General features: G+C 68.7%; 11 protein-coding genes. 2 read left to right on the top strand and 9 right to left on the bottom strand.

Annotated features, from left to right (window positions below; genetic code table 11):
• Both PINTE_RS23965 and PINTE_RS15835 read right to left on the bottom strand, forming a co-directional pair.
• Nucleotides 1-251, bottom strand: a 251-nt coding sequence (locus PINTE_RS23965; protein ID WP_217996615.1) for a hypothetical protein, incomplete at its 3' end; no start/stop codon positions are given.
• Nucleotides 252-309: 58 nt separating this feature from the next.
• On the bottom strand, nt 310-2,352 hold the full coding sequence (locus PINTE_RS15835) for a glycosyltransferase (protein WP_157087296.1): 2,043 nt from the start codon (nt 2,350-2,352) through the stop codon (nt 310-312).
• 484 nt (nt 2,353-2,836) lie between these two features.
• On the opposite strand from PINTE_RS15835, the gene PINTE_RS15830 reads away from it, so the two are divergent.
• Entirely contained in the window at nt 2,837-3,910 is a 1,074-nt protein-coding gene (locus tag PINTE_RS15830) for an IS630 family transposase (protein ID WP_084343679.1), read from the top strand.
• Here the strand turns inward: PINTE_RS15830 and PINTE_RS15825 are convergent.
• From PINTE_RS15825 to PINTE_RS15805, 6 genes are all read right to left on the bottom strand, one after another.
• The gene (locus tag PINTE_RS15825) at nt 3,893-5,632 is read right to left on the bottom strand and encodes a glycosyltransferase family protein (RefSeq protein ID WP_068432719.1); all 1,740 of its coding nucleotides are present in this window, start codon (nt 5,630-5,632) and stop codon (nt 3,893-3,895) included. The two genes, PINTE_RS15830 and PINTE_RS15825, sit on opposite strands and share 18 nt — an antisense overlap.
• Entirely contained in the window at nt 5,629-6,825 is a 1,197-nt protein-coding gene (locus PINTE_RS15820) for a glycosyltransferase family 4 protein (protein WP_068432717.1), read from the bottom strand. The genes PINTE_RS15825 and PINTE_RS15820 overlap by 4 nt, the downstream gene beginning before the upstream one ends.
• Nucleotides 6,822-7,400 (bottom strand): hypothetical protein, encoded by a 579-nt coding sequence (locus tag PINTE_RS15815; protein WP_157087295.1) that lies wholly within the window; start codon nt 7,398-7,400, stop codon nt 6,822-6,824. Before PINTE_RS15815 ends, PINTE_RS15820 begins: the two co-directional genes overlap by 4 nt.
• A gap of 254 nt (nt 7,401-7,654) precedes the next feature.
• A complete protein-coding gene (locus PINTE_RS24475) occupies nt 7,655-9,301 on the bottom strand; it encodes a glycosyltransferase (protein ID WP_245642988.1) in 1,647 nt (548 codons plus the stop codon).
• Between the two features lie 26 nt (nt 9,302-9,327).
• On the bottom strand, nt 9,328-10,248 hold the full coding sequence (locus PINTE_RS24470) for a glycosyltransferase family 4 protein (protein WP_245642987.1): 921 nt from the start codon (nt 10,246-10,248) through the stop codon (nt 9,328-9,330).
• Nucleotides 10,249-10,362: 114 nt separating this feature from the next.
• Nucleotides 10,363-13,059 (bottom strand): glycosyltransferase family 4 protein, encoded by a 2,697-nt coding sequence (locus tag PINTE_RS15805; protein WP_084343678.1) that lies wholly within the window; start codon nt 13,057-13,059, stop codon nt 10,363-10,365.
• A gap of 552 nt (nt 13,060-13,611) precedes the next feature.
• Between PINTE_RS15805 and PINTE_RS22825 the strand changes: the two genes are divergently transcribed.
• Nucleotides 13,612-13,902: a hypothetical protein gene (locus tag PINTE_RS22825; RefSeq protein ID WP_157087294.1), complete on the top strand. Its 291-nt coding sequence runs from the start codon at nt 13,612-13,614 to the stop codon at nt 13,900-13,902.
• Between the two features lie 507 nt (nt 13,903-14,409).
• Here PINTE_RS22825 and PINTE_RS15800 read toward each other — a convergent pair.
• Complete coding sequence (locus tag PINTE_RS15800) at nt 14,410-15,786, bottom strand: glycosyltransferase family protein (protein WP_157087293.1); 1,377 nt, start codon at nt 15,784-15,786, stop codon at nt 14,410-14,412.
• Nucleotides 15,787-15,898 lie beyond the last annotated feature (112 nt).

Raw genomic sequence — 15,898 nt, 5'->3', positions numbered from 1 at the left:
AGGGCAGCGCTTGTTTCTGGCTTGTCCGGCCCGGCGTCTGATCTGGTGCTGGCTGGGACGGGGGCCCTTCCCGGAGCCCGCATCGGGGAGATGCCCGACGAGGCGTACAAGCGCTTATCGGCGGACACGCCGGGCAGCGCGTCCGCGCCGACGCGGTAGGCGCCCAGTGCGCTCTCGTCGCGCTCTACAAGTGTGACGAGCGAGCCGACCTCGGCCGTGCCGTCGCGCGTCGTCGCGGGGGCCGTGGCCATCCAGCGACGAAGCCGGCGGCGGCGCGCCCCTCCTGGGCAACCGCCTCGGCGCACCCGGTCACCGTAAATGCCACCACCCCGCACCGCGATCAGCGGTGTGATCCACTTCCACATCGTGATCATCCTCCCGTTGCGCGAAGCTCCGCGGCCGGCCGGGACCGGCCGGACCGGCTCGCCGTGATCCCCTGGCGTGCGGCCGGGCTAGGCCCGGGCTAGGCCCCTCGGCCTCCATGCGCCCGATCGCGCCCAGCTGGGCGGTGGCCGCCGCCTGCGCCTGCCTGGCCGCCGTAGCGCCGGTATGCGCCGCGGCGAGGGCGTCATCCCCGCGAAGCCTCAGGTGCTCGCGGAGCACCCGAGCGCAGTAGCGACCGTCGTGTGCGGCCCTTACGAAGTCGCGACCGGTCCGGGCTCGTTCCCGCGAGCCGGCGGGATCGGCGAGCAGGGCGGTCAGCGCGTCCTGCAGGGTGTCCGGCGTGGCCTGCGCGATGGGCAGGGGCAGTCCCACCCGTTTCTCGACCCACGCCCGGACAGAGTCGGCCACGTTCCCGATCACGATCCGCTCGGTCGCCATCGCTTCGACGGCGCTCAGCCCGTATCCGCCCGTGGCGAATCCATCGATCACGATGTCCGCGCACGCAAACTGCGCCCGGTGGCCGGAGGCGGTCGGCTGCCACTGGACGTAGCGGACGACCCCCTGCCGGTCCAGTCGTCGCAGCGCATCGTGCATTCGCCTGTTGCGCGTTAGCGCGCCACGGCGCCAGACGTAAAGCACGACCGGCCGGTCGCCACTCAGCACCGGCGCCCCCGGCGCCCAGTGCCGGTCGTCGACGATCAGCGGCAGCCAGGTCGATCCGGGCAGCCGGTGCGCGAGGTCGGGGGTTGTGACGAAGACGGGGCCGAGCCCACGGCATAGGAAGTCGGCCGCGGCGGCCGCGGCACCCCGGGCGGCCCCTCCGGGGCCTGGCGATCCGGGTGCCTCCTGTGCCTGCGGGTCTGCGCCCGGCTCGTTGTCATCATCGCCACGAACAGCATCGCCATCGACAGCATCGCCGTCGACGACCCGGCCATGACACTTCAGGACATCGGTGACGATCCGGGCAGCCATTGCAGATGAGACAGGCGGGACGGCGAGGGCGGAGGGCCGAACGCGGTCTCCGCCCTCCTGCCCGTGCACGATGAGGCCGACCCGCACCCCCAGCGCGAGGAGCCGCACCGCGTCCGTGACCGCCCAGTGGTTACCGCCGCCGAACAGGCTGCGACCCGACTCGAGCAGCACGTGGGTCCAACACGAGGCCGACTCCCGGACCAGAGGCTGCGCCCAGGAGTCGTTGCGGACGTAGTCCGATCGGGCGATCGTCACATCGGCTGCTCGCCCCGGGATCGAGCCGGCCCCCGCAACGATCACCTTGGCGGTGGAACCCGACAGATCGTGCTCGATGGCGCGGCCCCACTCCACACCCTGGTCGTGCAGGTTGCGCGGTCCGATGGCCACGAACGAGGGCTGGTCGTCGCGCCACGACAATGTCTCGCGGAGCCGCCAGGGCGAGGTGTCCCACGCTGGTTCCGGCGCGGCGGCGACGCCAAGCAGGCGACGGTACAGCTCGCGCAGGCCGCCGGCGGCCCGGGTCGTCGCCGTGCCCGGTCCGTCGACCGGCTCCGTGCCACCGCAGGGCGGCTCGATCGCGCACGACCGGGGGTCGGGCTCCATGACGTCGGGAACCACCGCGGTCAGCGGATGGGCATCCGGCCACAGGTCGCGGATGAGATCCGCCGCCAGCTGCCTGTCGGTGACCACCGCGTCAGCGCTCTCGAAGCCGACGCACGGGACCCTGGCGGTTCCCCGTTCCCCCGGCGCGCTGGCACCATGGGCAGGCAGGAATTCACGCCACCGGCCCCGCGCGTCGTACACCCATCGAGCGGGGCGCCCGGACGCACGACGACTCTCGACCGCCCGTTTGGCGAGATCGATGTGGCTCGGGTCGAATATATGCAAAACGTCCCATTCGTGTCCCTCGAGATAGTTTTCGTAGGCGTTCTCGTCACGCCCACCACTGCGGTACCGGGGCCAGCTCAGACCCGTAAGAAACGGGACGGCCGCCATCGGTCGGAAAACCGGAAGAAGGGCGGCGCTCCCGGAATTCGATGTTTCCTCTGACTCCGCTGAGACCGGTGATCCCGCGTCGACAGGAGAAACGTCATTGGCCAGGGATGGACCCCCGGACGAAATCCGCACGATGTTGACGGAGCCCAGCCGAGTGCAGCATGCAATACCTTCAGAACCCGCTGCCAGCACGCTTACCTGGGCCCCACTGTCGGCCAATGCCACGGCTGCGGCGCGGGCCCTGATGTTGTGCCGGAAATCATCTGCCAGGATCAAGAAAGCTATATACGACACCACTGAACACTATCGCAGCACCGGGGCGGTAACTTATGCTCGATTCCAGCTTAACCGCCACATTCCGTCAAGGAAGAGTAAACTCTTAGTTACACGTGCGTCGCGACGGAGGGGTCGGGGATGTGCGGGTCGCCCACTAGTGGATCGTGTTGTTAGTTCCTAAACGGTTCGTGGTTTGGGAAGATGGGGCATGGCGAATCGAGCGGCCCCAGCGCTGACGTTGCGGGAGGGTGACCAGGACGAGTTGGAGCGGTGGCATCGTTCGACCGCGGCTCGTGCCGGGGAGGTGCTGCGGGCCAGGATCGTGCTCGCGGCCGCCGACGGGGAGGCGAACGAGCGGATCGCGCAGCGGATGGGCACGTCGAAGGCGACCGTGCTGAAGTGGCGCGGCCGGTACCAGGCCAGGGGCCTGGGTGGTCTGGTCGATGAGCCTCGCTCGGGCCGCCCGCGGACGGTCGATCATGCCCGGATCGTGTCGGTGACGCTGGCGCCGCCGCCGAAGAAGTACGGGGTGACGCACTGGTCGACGCGGTTGCTGGCCCGGCACCTGGGCATCGGGAACAAGACGGTCGCGACCGCGTGGCGGGAGTACGGGGTGCAGCCGTGGCGGTCCGAGACGTTCAAGTTCTCCACCGATCCCGAGTTGGTGGCCAAGGTCACCGACGTGGTCGGGCTGTACCTGGACCCGCCGCAGAACGCGGTGGTGCTGTGCGTGGACGAGAAGTCCCAGATTCAGGCCCTGGACCGGACCGCGCCCATGCTGCCCATGCAACCGGGGCTGCCCGAGCGGCGCACCCACGACTACCGGCGGCACGGCACCACGACCCTGTTCGCGGCGCTGGAGATCGCCACCGGCAAGGTCACCGGCGCCCGCAAGCCGCGCCATCGTCACCAGGAGTTCCTGGCCTTCCTCAAGCAGATCGCCCACGCCTACCCCGAGGTCGAGTTGCACCTGGTCATGGACAACTACGCCGCCCACAAGCGCGTCGAGGTCCGCCACTGGCTGGCGGCCAACCCGCGGATCCATGTCCACTTCACCCCGACCTCCGGGTCGTGGCTCAACCTGGTCGAGGTCTGGTTCGGCATCATCGAACGCCAGGCCATCCACCGCGGATCCTTCGGCTCGGTCAAGGACCTCAATGCCAAGATCCGCGCCTTCATCGACGGCTGGAACGACCGCTGTCACCCCTTCGTCTGGACCAAGACCCCAGAAGAGATCCTCAACAAGGCAAACCGTCAACCAACTTCAAACACGGCCCACTAGGTCCGCAACGAGCCCGGCCAAAGACGCCGTGGCTGCGCGTCGACCGAAAATCACTCGTTGCGTCAACGGTCGCTTCGGCCCGGGCACGTAGGTCGCAAGGAAACGGCGGATGCTCGCCTCGTCGTGGTGCACCCAATGAATGCCGCCCAGGCCCTGTACAACCGGATAGAGCGCGCACCGGGCGGCGTCGCCGTGATGCACGAGCAGCACATCGATGCCCATCGCCAGATAGTCGTAGACCTTGGTGGGGGTCTCGAATCCGCTTATCGACAGGATTGACAATCCGCAGTGCGCGCGCCCCACGGCGAGGAGCACCCCGGCTGAATCGAGCCGGCCGTGCCGAACAACCACGCCGTCCTCGACCGGCGGCACGGTGACGTCGCCGAGTTGATGCAAACGATGCCGCGCCGGGTCGAGCGCGCGCACGAACAGCTCGCCCGGGGAGGTGAAGTTGCCGCCATGCACGAAGTGGACAAGGCCGTCGTCGGGCGGCGTCGCATCGTCGGCGGGCACGAGCCGGTCGTCGAAGCCGTTGGGTATCTGATAGATCGGGAGTCCGGGCACGGCCTCCACACGGGAGACACACTCGGCGTTGACCACCGTCACGGCGTCCGCCATGAAGTTGAAACCCCGCTCGATGAAGCGGTTGTACGCGGTCGTCTTCGCGGCGGATCGCCCCCGAGGGTTGTTGGCGAACGGGTCGCGATAGTCGAGAACGACCTTGGCGTGCCACCGGCGCTTGGCGAACGCAGCAAACGGGAAGATGCTGAACGGATTGCCGCTGATGATGACGACGTCGTAGGTGTCGCCGCGGCGGGCAAAGTACTCTTGCACCGCGTGGATCCAATAGGCGCCCATCGTGTTGTGGTGGGCCGCGTCGAGTCGCTCGTTCGCGATCGCCGCGGCACCCCATGCCGGCAGCTCACCGGCGTCCGTCAAGAGGCACGCGCCGAACAGGTCGGGCACCACGTGCACCGTGCCCGAATCGGCCTCCGGCGTCTCCTCGAAGGCAGTCACCGTGTCCACGCGCATCGGCAGTTCCGAGATGCCGGGTAGTTCGTCGAACCAGTACCCAAGCCGCTTGACCGAGACTGTGCGGCAGTCCTTGCCGAAGTAGCTGACGAGGAGCACCCGCACGACGTCCGCGGGCTCGTCGCCCTGCGTGGAACCCGCTGCTGCTACTGACGGTCGAGCCGTCGTGGCCCCCGCCCGCGTCGGCCGCGTCGGTGGCCTCGTGAAACGGAGGTCTCGCACCGGGCTCACCAGGTACCTCGTGAAGGCGGCGCGTGCCTGGGCCGACTGATAGACCATTCCCGCGGACCCGCTGGTCAACGCATAGATCTCGGGGCTGAACATGTGGTAGTCGTCGCCGATGAGAAGCCCGTACTCCCACCCCATGGCGGCTCGCGCGATGTGGCCGAGACCGTGCAGCGGGTCGCCGAGACCCACGAGCACGAGCGGGTCGGCAAAGCCCTCGGCGATCCGCCGCAGCACCGTCCGCCAGGCCGGCAGCTGGGGCCCGAGGACATCGGGGTTCGCCGTCGAGCAGTCCTGCGACGGCATCAGCACCGCGTCGCCGTCCACCCGCAGGAGGCGTCCCGCGGACCGGACGGCGCGCCAGCCGTGACGCCACGCGAGATCCTCCTGCCAGTCGTGATTCGCCAGAACGACCGGCTGATAATCGATTTCGTCCACCGGCATCGCGATGGCCATCTCGCTCACGTCCTCGAGCCTTGGATGAGGGAAAGCTCACGGCTTGATGTGTGTGTCAGGTCGCGTTCGGCGCGCACGCGCTCGGCCGCCCGAGCAGACATCGGACCAAGCGCCCCCGAGTCGTCGATCAGCCGCCACATGGCGGCCGCGAGGTGACGTGGGGAATCGGGCGGGACCAGGATCCCGCAGCTCCTGTCGACGTACTCGCGCACGCCAGGCACGTCGCCAACCAGGGCGACCATGCCCGCGGCCATCGCTTCGCCCAGCACCAGTCCCTCCGGGTCGATCCGGCGTGGGTGCAGCAAGACGCCGTGCTCGTAATAGCACGCCGAGCTGTCGGCACGACTCGGCCAGCCCTCGCGGACGGTGACATTCGGCCATCCCTCCAACGCCCGCACGTGCTCGCGGAAGCGCTCGCCGTGACCGCGGAGCGTTACCTTCACGTCCTCGAATCGGGGGCTGCCTGACATGAGAGCAAGAGCTTCCACAGCGATATCCAGGCCATCATCAAAGACCAGGTCGCCGGCCTGCACGAGAACGTGAGCCGCGTCGTCGTCGGTGCGTCGGCGAGGAACGAAGTAGTCGGTGTCGATCCCCGTGTGAATGACCTCAGCATTGACCGCGCGAACCCCGGTGTCGAATTGCGCGTCCATGAGCTCGGCTCCCGACACGAAAACCTTCGTGAGGCTTTCCATGGCCAGCACCCGGCGGCCCGCCTGGCAGCGCTGCTGCCATTCGTCGTTCAGGTGCGCCCGCCGCGCGGCGTATTCGCCCTCGCTCCACCTGAAGAACAGTCTGCGGTGATCGGTGAGCTCGCCGCCGTGGAACCACAAGACGATGTTCTCGGGGTCCATCCAACGCAACAGTTCGGTTATCACATCCGGGGTCGGCGAATGTACCAGCACCCGAGACGGCGGCCCGACGAGGGCCGCCAGCAACCGCCCGATGAGCTCGGGGGCGGTCCTGAGCACCGGCGAGCCCGTCGAGTCGTCCACGATCACGCCCGGGGTGTGGTTGCCCAGCCGCATGACCAGGCACGCCAGCCCGGCCGCCTCGTAAGCCTCCACCCGCTGCCGCACGGCGAGGCCGTCATCGTCGAACAGGCCCGGGTAGCCGGGCGTGATAATCACCACGTCCGGGGCTGGCCTGGCCAGGGCGCGCAGCATCGTGACGTCGGGCCGCACGAGTAGCGAGACCGTCATCGACGATCGACCCCTGCCCCAGCGAGGCCGCGCCGCAGCACGCGGACCCACCTGGCGGGCAGCAGCCGCCCAGCGGCTTTACGCACAAGCCAATTCCGGCCAAGGACCGAGGCGATCCGAGACAGCAGACGCCGTATGGCGGGCCCCCAGCGAATCACCATCTCGCGCGCCGCCAGCAGCGCACTGTCGACCCTGGCGCCGGGCCGTGCCATCGTCTGCGCGAGACGGGCCTGCGCGCACCGTCGCGCTTCCAGGGCCTCCTCGGCGTCCACTAGCGCGCAGTGCAGCCGCTCGTGGGCCTCGCACAGTTCACGACGAAGGGCGTCCACCGTCTGCCGCGTCGCGCTGAGCTCCTGCAGGGCCTGACGGTGCAACCGTCGGTGATCGGGCGCGGCGCCCCTGTCGATCGAGGGCTGTGGGCGTTGGGCCGGCAGGGTCGGTATGGGGTCACGGAGCCGCTGGCCGTCATGCCTGCCCGTCGGCCTGGGCACCGTCTGCGTCACGGCCTCGTCCGCGTCCGCGTCGTCGGAGCCTGTTCTATGGATTGCACGCTGTGTTGTGCCATTGCTGTCCATGGGCTGTCTCCGTGAGGGCTGTGTCAATTCCCGGACGCGCAAGCGCCACGACGGACGCGTGCGCACTGAGATGGGTCAGCACTGCCCCCCAGCCGTGCGAGATGACCCAGAATCCGTTCCGTTGCAACGAAACTAGGCACACTGTATCAGTCTTCAGCAGCCATTCAGACGCCCCGAGGTAAGCGCCGACTGGCTATTAACAGTGTGTGCGCAGAGCGCCAAAGACACTCGGACGTCCGACTTATCCCACGCCCTCAGCCAGGCAGATGCAGGGCCTGCACCAGCACACCGGCGGAACGGCGACCATCGTGCAGCGCCTCGACGAACTCCCGCCCGGCCGCCGCGCGCACACGAGCCGCGTCCCGCTCCCGGGCCAATTCCATCAGCACGTCCTCTATGGTGTCGGGCGTCGCCTCCACCACCGGCAGCTCCACCCCGGCAGCGTCGCGCGCGGAGCGGCGGACCTCCCGGGTGACGTGCCCGAGAACCAGCCGTCCCGCTGCCATTCCCTCGCAGGCCAGCACGCCGTAACTTCCGAGGGCGAACTGGTCGAGCAGGATATCGGCGTCGGCGATGATCTCGGGCATCTGCTCGGGAGGCACACCCCGAAGTCGCCGGTACTCGACAACCCCACCCTCATGCAGTCGCTGGACGATCTCGTCCACCTGTGCGCTGCCCTTCATGGCGGCTCGACTCGGCGCGTGCACGACGACCGGCAGACGCCCGTTCATTACTGCCGGCCCAGGGACCCAGCGCCGCGTATCGACCACCACGGGCAGCCACACGGAGCCCGTCACGTCCGGGAGCAGATCCGGGGTCGACACGAACACGGGCACACCCTGATCCGCGTACGCCTGCACCTTGACGATGAGCACGTCGCGCTGCGATTGCAAGCTGGCCGTGAGTTCGTCCCCGGGGTCGGTGAACGGGGACCATGGAGTAGTCGTGGCGTGGCGGCGCGGGTCTCGGATCTCGGACCCGTGCATGATCAGCCCCACGCGGACGCCTCGGGCGACCAGGCGCCTGAGGTCGCCCTCGAAGTCCTTGCCGTTGCGAACGCCGAACAACGGTCGGCCGGCTTCGAGCAGGGCGTGCGTCCACTCGGCCATGGCATCGCGCTCCAAGAGCTCCCCCCAGGAGCGATCACGACGGAACGTCTCCAGGTCGACGATGTCGTCGGCCCCGAAGGTCACGACATCACCGCGATCCACCTTGATGACACGCGTCCGGAGGCCTTCCACACCGCGCTCCAGGGCCTTGGCCCAAGCCCACCCCTGGCCGGCGAAATTGGCCGGACCGATCCCGACGACCGGCGGACCGTCCCGCCACGCGGGCTCCTCGTGAACGTCCTGCAGAAGCGTTTCGGATCGCGGCGAGCCGACGCTCGACTCGCCGCCGAGCAAGTCCCGGTACAGGCCGCGCAGACTGGCCGCCTGGCGCCGCCAGGAGAAGGGCTCGAGCAGCGTGTCGTCCCCGACGATCCGCTCATGCAGCGCCTGGCGACGATCCAGCACGTCCCGGATGGCCGCGGCGCAGGCGACCACGTCCGCGGCGGGGAACACCGCGCCCATGCCCTTCTCGGTGACGAACTCCGCTTGAGCGCGGCAGTCGCTGACGACAAAGGGAAGCCCGGCGTGAAGGTACTCGAACAGTTTGTTCGGCAGCGCAAACTCATGGCTGCCAAAGTGCAGGAACGGCGCCGTTCCGAGATCGGCGGTAGCAAGATACGCGGCCACCTGAGAGGGGGCCACGGGATCCAGGAGGTGCAACCTGCCGGCAACCCCGAGCTCCACCGCCCGCTCACGCATCTGCTGGATGCGGCGCGTGCGGCAATGCGGCACGCAGACGACCGCCAGGTGCACGTCGGTCAGCTTCGTGAGCGCCTCGATGAGCGTGGGCACCCCGCGCGCGGACGTGACTCCCCCGCTTAGACCACGAGCGGTGTCTGCGGGCTCAGGCCACAGTGGGCACGCACGTCCGGCCCCTCTAGTCGAGGCACGGCCGACAGCTGAGGGGAGTTCATGACGACCGTGGGTGTCCGGTCGAGTCCGTACTGGTCGCGCAGCTGTTCGGCCAGGGCCGGCGTCACCGTAACGACCGCGTCGGCGCGCCGGATGTACTCCGCCTCCAGCTGGGCAAAGGCTGCGACGACGCGGGTGGTCCGCGGCGGGTACACCGACAGACCCCGGACGTACTCGTGGGCGTCGTACACCCATTGCGCAGGCCGGCCTTCGGCGCGACGCCGGGCCACCGCTCGCGCCGCCGTCCCCACATGGTGCACATCGTGGGCGTGCAGGATCTCCCAGTCGAGATCGTCGATGACGGGCGCGAAGTTCAGGTCGTAGTCCTCGATCTCGGGCAGTACCCGACGCCATGACACCCCGGCCGTCTGAGCGTCGAGCCACTCCGCGAAGGCCTCCCGCCACTGGTCCTCCCGGGAACGCAGTGCGCCCAGCGCCCGCCCTACCTGATTGCGCCACACCCCGCGGAGCCGGGTCGACCACATCCGGGCGTCGGCCACGCGACCGCCCAGCTCTGCTGCCTCCTGGCGGCGCAGCGCGTAGCGCAGCCTGATGACCTCCTTCTCCGAGGCGGTGGGCGCCGGGGGGACGAGGCGCCTGTCGCGGTGCGCGGTGCGCCTCGCCGCAGCCTGGTCGCGGAACCGCCATTGCACGGGCTGACGGATAATGCGCACAGGCCCGAAGCGGGTCTCTTCGCCGTACCCGGTCGGGCTCCACCCCAGGATCGTCACATGCAGACCACCGTCCGCCAGCGCGAGAGCACTCTTGTAGACGCGGGTGTCGAGCTTGATGTCGTTGCCGACCATCATGAGGATCCGAGCGGGCACACTTGCACTGTACGGCCGCGCGGGCCCGCTTCCGTTGAGCGGGGGCCGGGCCGCGTCGCCGGGGAGGCAGGGTCGCTCGTCTCTGGTGTTCGGCGACAGCCAGGTCTGCCCGGCTTAGGCGCTGCGGGCGTTCGGCTCCGTCTGCGTGGCTTCGGCGGCGCGCAGCTGCGCTGCCGAAGCGGCGCAGGCGGCATCGGCCGCGAGTTGCGTCGCGTCGATGTCCGACGAGCTCCGAACGTTGAAACGCTCTCGCAGGACCTGAGCCGAGTAGCGACCGTTGTGGACGGCCGTGACGAACTCGGCTCCAGACCTAGCCAGCTCACGGGCGGGCCCCCGGTTGACGAGCACGTCCCGCAGCGTCTGTTCCAGCGTGTCGGGGTTGGCCTCAAGGATGGGCAGGTCCCGGCCCGTGACGGCCCTGACGTGTTGTCGCGTCTGCGGCAGGACGTGGCTGATGACCAGCCGTTGCGCAGCCATCGCCTCGCACGGCAGGACGCCGTAGATCCCCAAGGCGAACTGGTCGAGCACGATGTCGGCGCCCGCGATGACCTCGGGCATCTGCTCCGGGGCCATGTCTTGTAGACGCCGGTACTCCACGAGTCCTTCCTTCTCCAGGCGTGCGACGATCTCGTCGGCCACCGCGCTGCCCTTGAGGGCCGCTTGGCTCGGCGCGTGCAGCACGACTGGTGTCTCCCGCTCCAGGGCCGGCTCCGGGGCCTGCCATCGCTGCACATCGACGACCACGGGGAGCCAGATCGAGTTGGGCACCCACTGCAGCAGATCCGGGGTAGAGACGAAGACCGGCCCACCCCCGCGAGCGAACTGTCGGATCCTCGGCGCGAGGCGGTTAACCTGGTTCTGGAGGCGCTCGGTGAACGGGTCGGCGGGATCGGTGAACGGCGACCAGGGGGCGGACATCGCGTGCACGGCCGGATCACGAATCTCCGATCCATGCAGGACCAGGCCCACACGCACCCCCCGCCCGCGCAGGAGCGTGACGTCGTCCTCGAATCGCCGTCCACCTCGGGTGCCGAAGATCGGCATCCCGGATTCCAGAAGGGCGTGGGTCCAAGTCTTGAGGGCGTGCCCGCGCAGGTCGGCGGACCACTGCTCGTCGTTGCGGTACGTGGATGACTGGACCAGCTGATCCGACTCGAACATCAGGACCTGGCCCCGGTCGATTGTGACGACCTCGGTGTTGACTCCTGGAGACTCGCGTTCTAGCGCCTTCGCCCACTGCCACGCCTGGCCCGCCATGTTGGCCGGACCGATCGCGAGCACCGAGGGTGCCTGATCACGCCAGGCGGGCCGCTCGGACACGTCCTGAAGGGCCGTACCGCGCGCCGGTTCGGCCACCGCGGCGCGGTCGCGCATCAGGTCCCGGTACAGATCGCGCAACACGACCGCCTGCCGCTCCCAGCCATACGGGGTGAGCAAGTCGCGGTCCTGCACGATGCGGGCACGCAACAAGTCCCGCGAGCCGAGGAGTTCGCGCAGCGCCCGGGCGCAGGACTCGGGGTCCTGCGCCGTGAAGACGGTCCCGACGGCGTTGTCGGACACGAACTCCGACAAGGCCCGGCAGTCGCTGACGGCCAAGGGGAGCCCCGCGTGCAGGTACTCGAAGAGCTTGTTCGGGAGCGCGAACTCATGCCCACCGAAATGCAGCAGGGGGTGCACGCCGGCGTCGGCCGTGGCCAGGAACTCGGACACCTGAGCGGGCGCGACGGGCTCGACAAGGTGGACGCGGTCGGCAACGCCGCACTCCCCCGCTTCGCGACGCAGCATGAGCGCATGCTGCGTCCGCGTGCTGGGCACGCACACCACCGCGAAGTGCACGCCGGGCAACAGCTTCAACGCCTGGATGACCGTCGCGACACCCCGCGCGGGTGTCACGCCGCCGCTGTAGACGACAAGTGGTGTCGAGTCGTCCACGCCGCAGGCGGTACGCACGTCGTCGCTGGTCAGCTCGACTTTCGTTTCCAGCTGTGGGGCGTTCATCACTACAGTCGGCGTGGCTTTCAGGCCGTACTGGTCGCGGAGCTGGTCCGCGAGGGCGGGGGTCACGGTGATGACCGCGTCCGCCCGCCGCACGTATTCCGCCTCGAGCTTGGTGTACGCGGCGATGAAGCGCTTGGTGCGGGGCGGGAAGATCGGCAGGCCGGCCACATACTCGTGGGCGTCGTACACCCACGCCGCGGGCCGCCCCTGTTGGCGGCGTCGCGCAACGGCACGGGCGGCGGTGCCCACGTGATGCACATCGTGCGCATGCAGGATCTGCCAGTCCAGCGAATCGATGACGGGCGCGTAGGCCGTGTCGAAGTCGTCGATCTCGGGAAGCTGTCGTCGCCAGGACGCCAGGGAGGTGCGGCCGCCCCACCAGTTGGCGCCCGCTTCCCGCACGAGTCGTTCACGACGGCCCAGCCCTCGCTGGACCCGCCACATCGCGCCCTGGCCAATGATCTTGCCCCGGGACCACTGCGCCCGGGCCCGCAATGCCAGTTCCCGGAACTCGGCCGCCTCCCGGCGACGCAACTCGACCTGGAGCCGCGCGACGCGCTGCTCCCGAGCGTTGGGAACGGGGGGAACCACCGTTCGGCTCTTGCGTTGCCTGGCGCGCTCACGCAAGCGGAACGGAACCGGAACGCGGATGATACGGACGGGGCCAAAGAACGTCTCTTCCCGGTGTTGCCCCGGTGTGTACCCCAGCACGGTGACATCCACACCTCCGTCCGCCAAGGCAAGGGCGCTCTTATAGACGCGCGTGTCGTGATGGATGTCGTTGGCCACCATCATCAGTACTTTGGCTGTCATGCGGCTACCTATCCTCAGTTTTGACAGATCGAGAAATCCCGGCTCGGCGCCCGGTCAACTCCCGGCATCGACCAATTCGCCGCACCCCAAGGTTCCTCACCGGCGATGCCAGGAAGGGCTTGGAGTGGCTTCGGCCGAAGATTGCTCGCTGCGCCGGAGGTCGTTTCGGGCTGGGAAGACGTACGTTTCGAAGGAAGGTCGGATGCTCTGCTCGTCGTGGCCCGCCCAGTGGATGCCGCCCAGGCCCTGCAGCACCGAAGAGAACGCACATCCCGGGGGCATGCTGGACTAGCAGCACCTCGATTCCCGAGGCCAGGTAGACGTAGGCCTTGGTGGGCTCTTCGAATCCGGTGACGAACAGGATGGACAACCCACAAGGTGCCCGCCGCGGTGTCGTCGGCCAGATGAGGAGATCGACCGTCACCGGCGACCCGCCCCGGGTGCCTCGACGCGACGGTGTCGAATGACGCGCACGAACGGGGAACGATGCAGCCTGCGGCCCACCGGGCGAACCCGGTTCCGACACACGTCGCCGGTGAGGGACCGGAGCCCGTGCCACACGTCGTGAATACACGGGGTCACGGTGTGGGGCCCGGACGACAGCGCCGCATCGGCCCGTGCACCGGCCTGGGAGGTGGTCTTCGCGAGGAGGGCTTCGGCGCATCGGTTGGCATCAAGCGCCGCTTCTGCCTGCATCCGCGCTCGATCCAGCTGCTCGTGCGCAACGCGCAACTCGCAACGAAGCCCGATCACCATCTGCTTGGTCGCGCTCAACTCCTGCAAAGGCTTAATGCGCAAGCGGCGGTGATCGGCACCATTCCCGCCATCGTCGACCGCCCCTAGAGCTTCGGATTCAACAGCGGAGACGGGGTCGCAGCGCATCGCAGGATCATGCGAGGGTTTCGGCCGGGAGGGCGGATCAGCGGCGATCATGGCGGCGCGGGGGTCTTCTGTGGATCGAGCGCTGCGTTCTGCTGGCGCTGTCCATTGGCTGTCTCCATGAGGCTTGCTCCAATGCCCGTTCAGGTAGCTACGCCAGGCAGGCGAGCACATATATGGCATCCCCCAGTGGTTCCATTTGACCCGAAACCGTTCCATGACAACGGGACTGAGCACATCATAGCAGCATGCAACTGCAACTGCCCTTCAAGTTGCACGCCAACACGGCGGATATGTCAGGTCTGGTACCAGGCCTCCTAAGCAGTTGAAACTAGTCGGACGTATGACTAGTTTCATTCGCGCTTTGCATCCGCACCGGGAAGTCAATCGCCTTCGACGGCGGGGTCTGTATACCCACCGGACTGGAATCTCGTCGAAGACCCCGATCCAATTGGATGTGTCGCGGTGACGTCAGCTCTTGTTCTTGTCCGAGTCCCATCGCGATGAGTTGCGGCCCAGCGAAAGCCAACCGGCCAGTACGGCGGCCGAGCGCGCCCCGTCGTGAACTCCGTAGGCGTAGGAGGACCCCTCGGCGGCCCGGCTCCGCGCCCAGGCCCGATCGGCTAGCAGCCGCTCGAGAGCCGGAGACAGCGTCTCCGGGGTCACCTCGACGATCGGCACCTCCAGCCCAGTGTCCGCGCGGATGCGCTCGCGCACTGGCTCCCCGAGGTAGGCCAGCACGACCCGCCCGGCGGCCATTGCCTCGATCGACGCGACGCCGTACAAACCCATCGCCACCTGATCGACGACAATGTCGGCCTGCTCGTACTCGCGTTTGAGCTCCTCGCGGCCGACGGCCTCCAGGCGGCGGTAGTCGATGAGGCCGGTCTGCGCCAGCGGCGCGAGTGCGGCGTCGATGTGCGCCGAGCCCTTGAGGTGGCCGTTGCTGGGGATGTGCACGACCCGCGGCACGGCCCGCTCCAGCACGGGGGCGTCGCGGCTCCACTCCTCGGGGTCGACCACGGTCGGGCACCACACGGCGTGCGGTGCGTCGTCGAGCAGGTCCGGGGTGGAGACGAAGACGGGGCCGTCGAAGCGGGCCAACAGGTCCCTGTTGCGGCGCGCCTGCACCTCGAGCTTAGCGGTCGTCGCGTCGACGATCGGCCGGGCACATTCGCCCGGCAGCCCGTACACGTCCGGGCTGGCGCCGGAATCGGGCGCGAACGGGGAGAACGGGTGCCGACGGGCGTGGTCGCTGGGCACCCGCAGGTCCGAGCCGTGCGAGATGAGCGCCACACTCAGCCCCTTGGCCCGCAGCCGGCGGACGTCCTCGACGCACGTGCGTCCGTACAGCGTGCCGAAGACCGGCCGCTCCGACTCCACGAGGACGTGCGTGTAGTTCTGAAGCACGTACCGCTCCTGCGCCCGCTGCCACGCGATGTCGCGGTAGACCTGCGGCGCCACGAGCTGGTCGGCCACGTACGGGATCCGCCCAGCGACCGCCATATTGCGCGCGCTCGCCCCGGGCAGGTGCCGGTTCACCGCCTCGGCCCAGGCCCGCCCCTGGCCGGCGAAATTGGCCGGCGCGATCCACAGGCGGATCGGCTCCGCCGGTACGTGCGGTCGCACCGAGGCGGCATCGAAGGCTGCGGCGAATTGCGCCTGATCGAGGCGCAGGCCCGCGCCGCCGATCTGCCGGTCGAGCGCCCGGGCCGCCCGCGTCGGAAGGTGGCGACGCACCTGGCGCAACCGCTCGCCGGTGTCGTCAGGCAGCATTCGACGCAACGGCGAATCAGCAGCCAGCGCGATCCGCAGCCCATCCTTCAGGGCGGTCTGGGGATCGCCCAACGCTCTCGGATCTGGTCCCATCCGGGAAGCCTGTCACGGAGACCTGCATCAGAGCGGGAGGCAGCCACGTGTACCGGCCTCGGCATCGTTGCCGTGAACTCTCGGTAGCGCT

The sequence above is a fragment of the Piscicoccus intestinalis NBRC 104926 genome, from assembly GCF_001515525.1.
Taxonomy (GTDB): Bacteria; Actinomycetota; Actinomycetes; order Actinomycetales; family Dermatophilaceae; genus Kineosphaera; species Kineosphaera intestinalis.
Note: the sequence above shows the minus strand (reverse complement) of the source record. Positions and strands in the feature narration are given on the sequence as shown.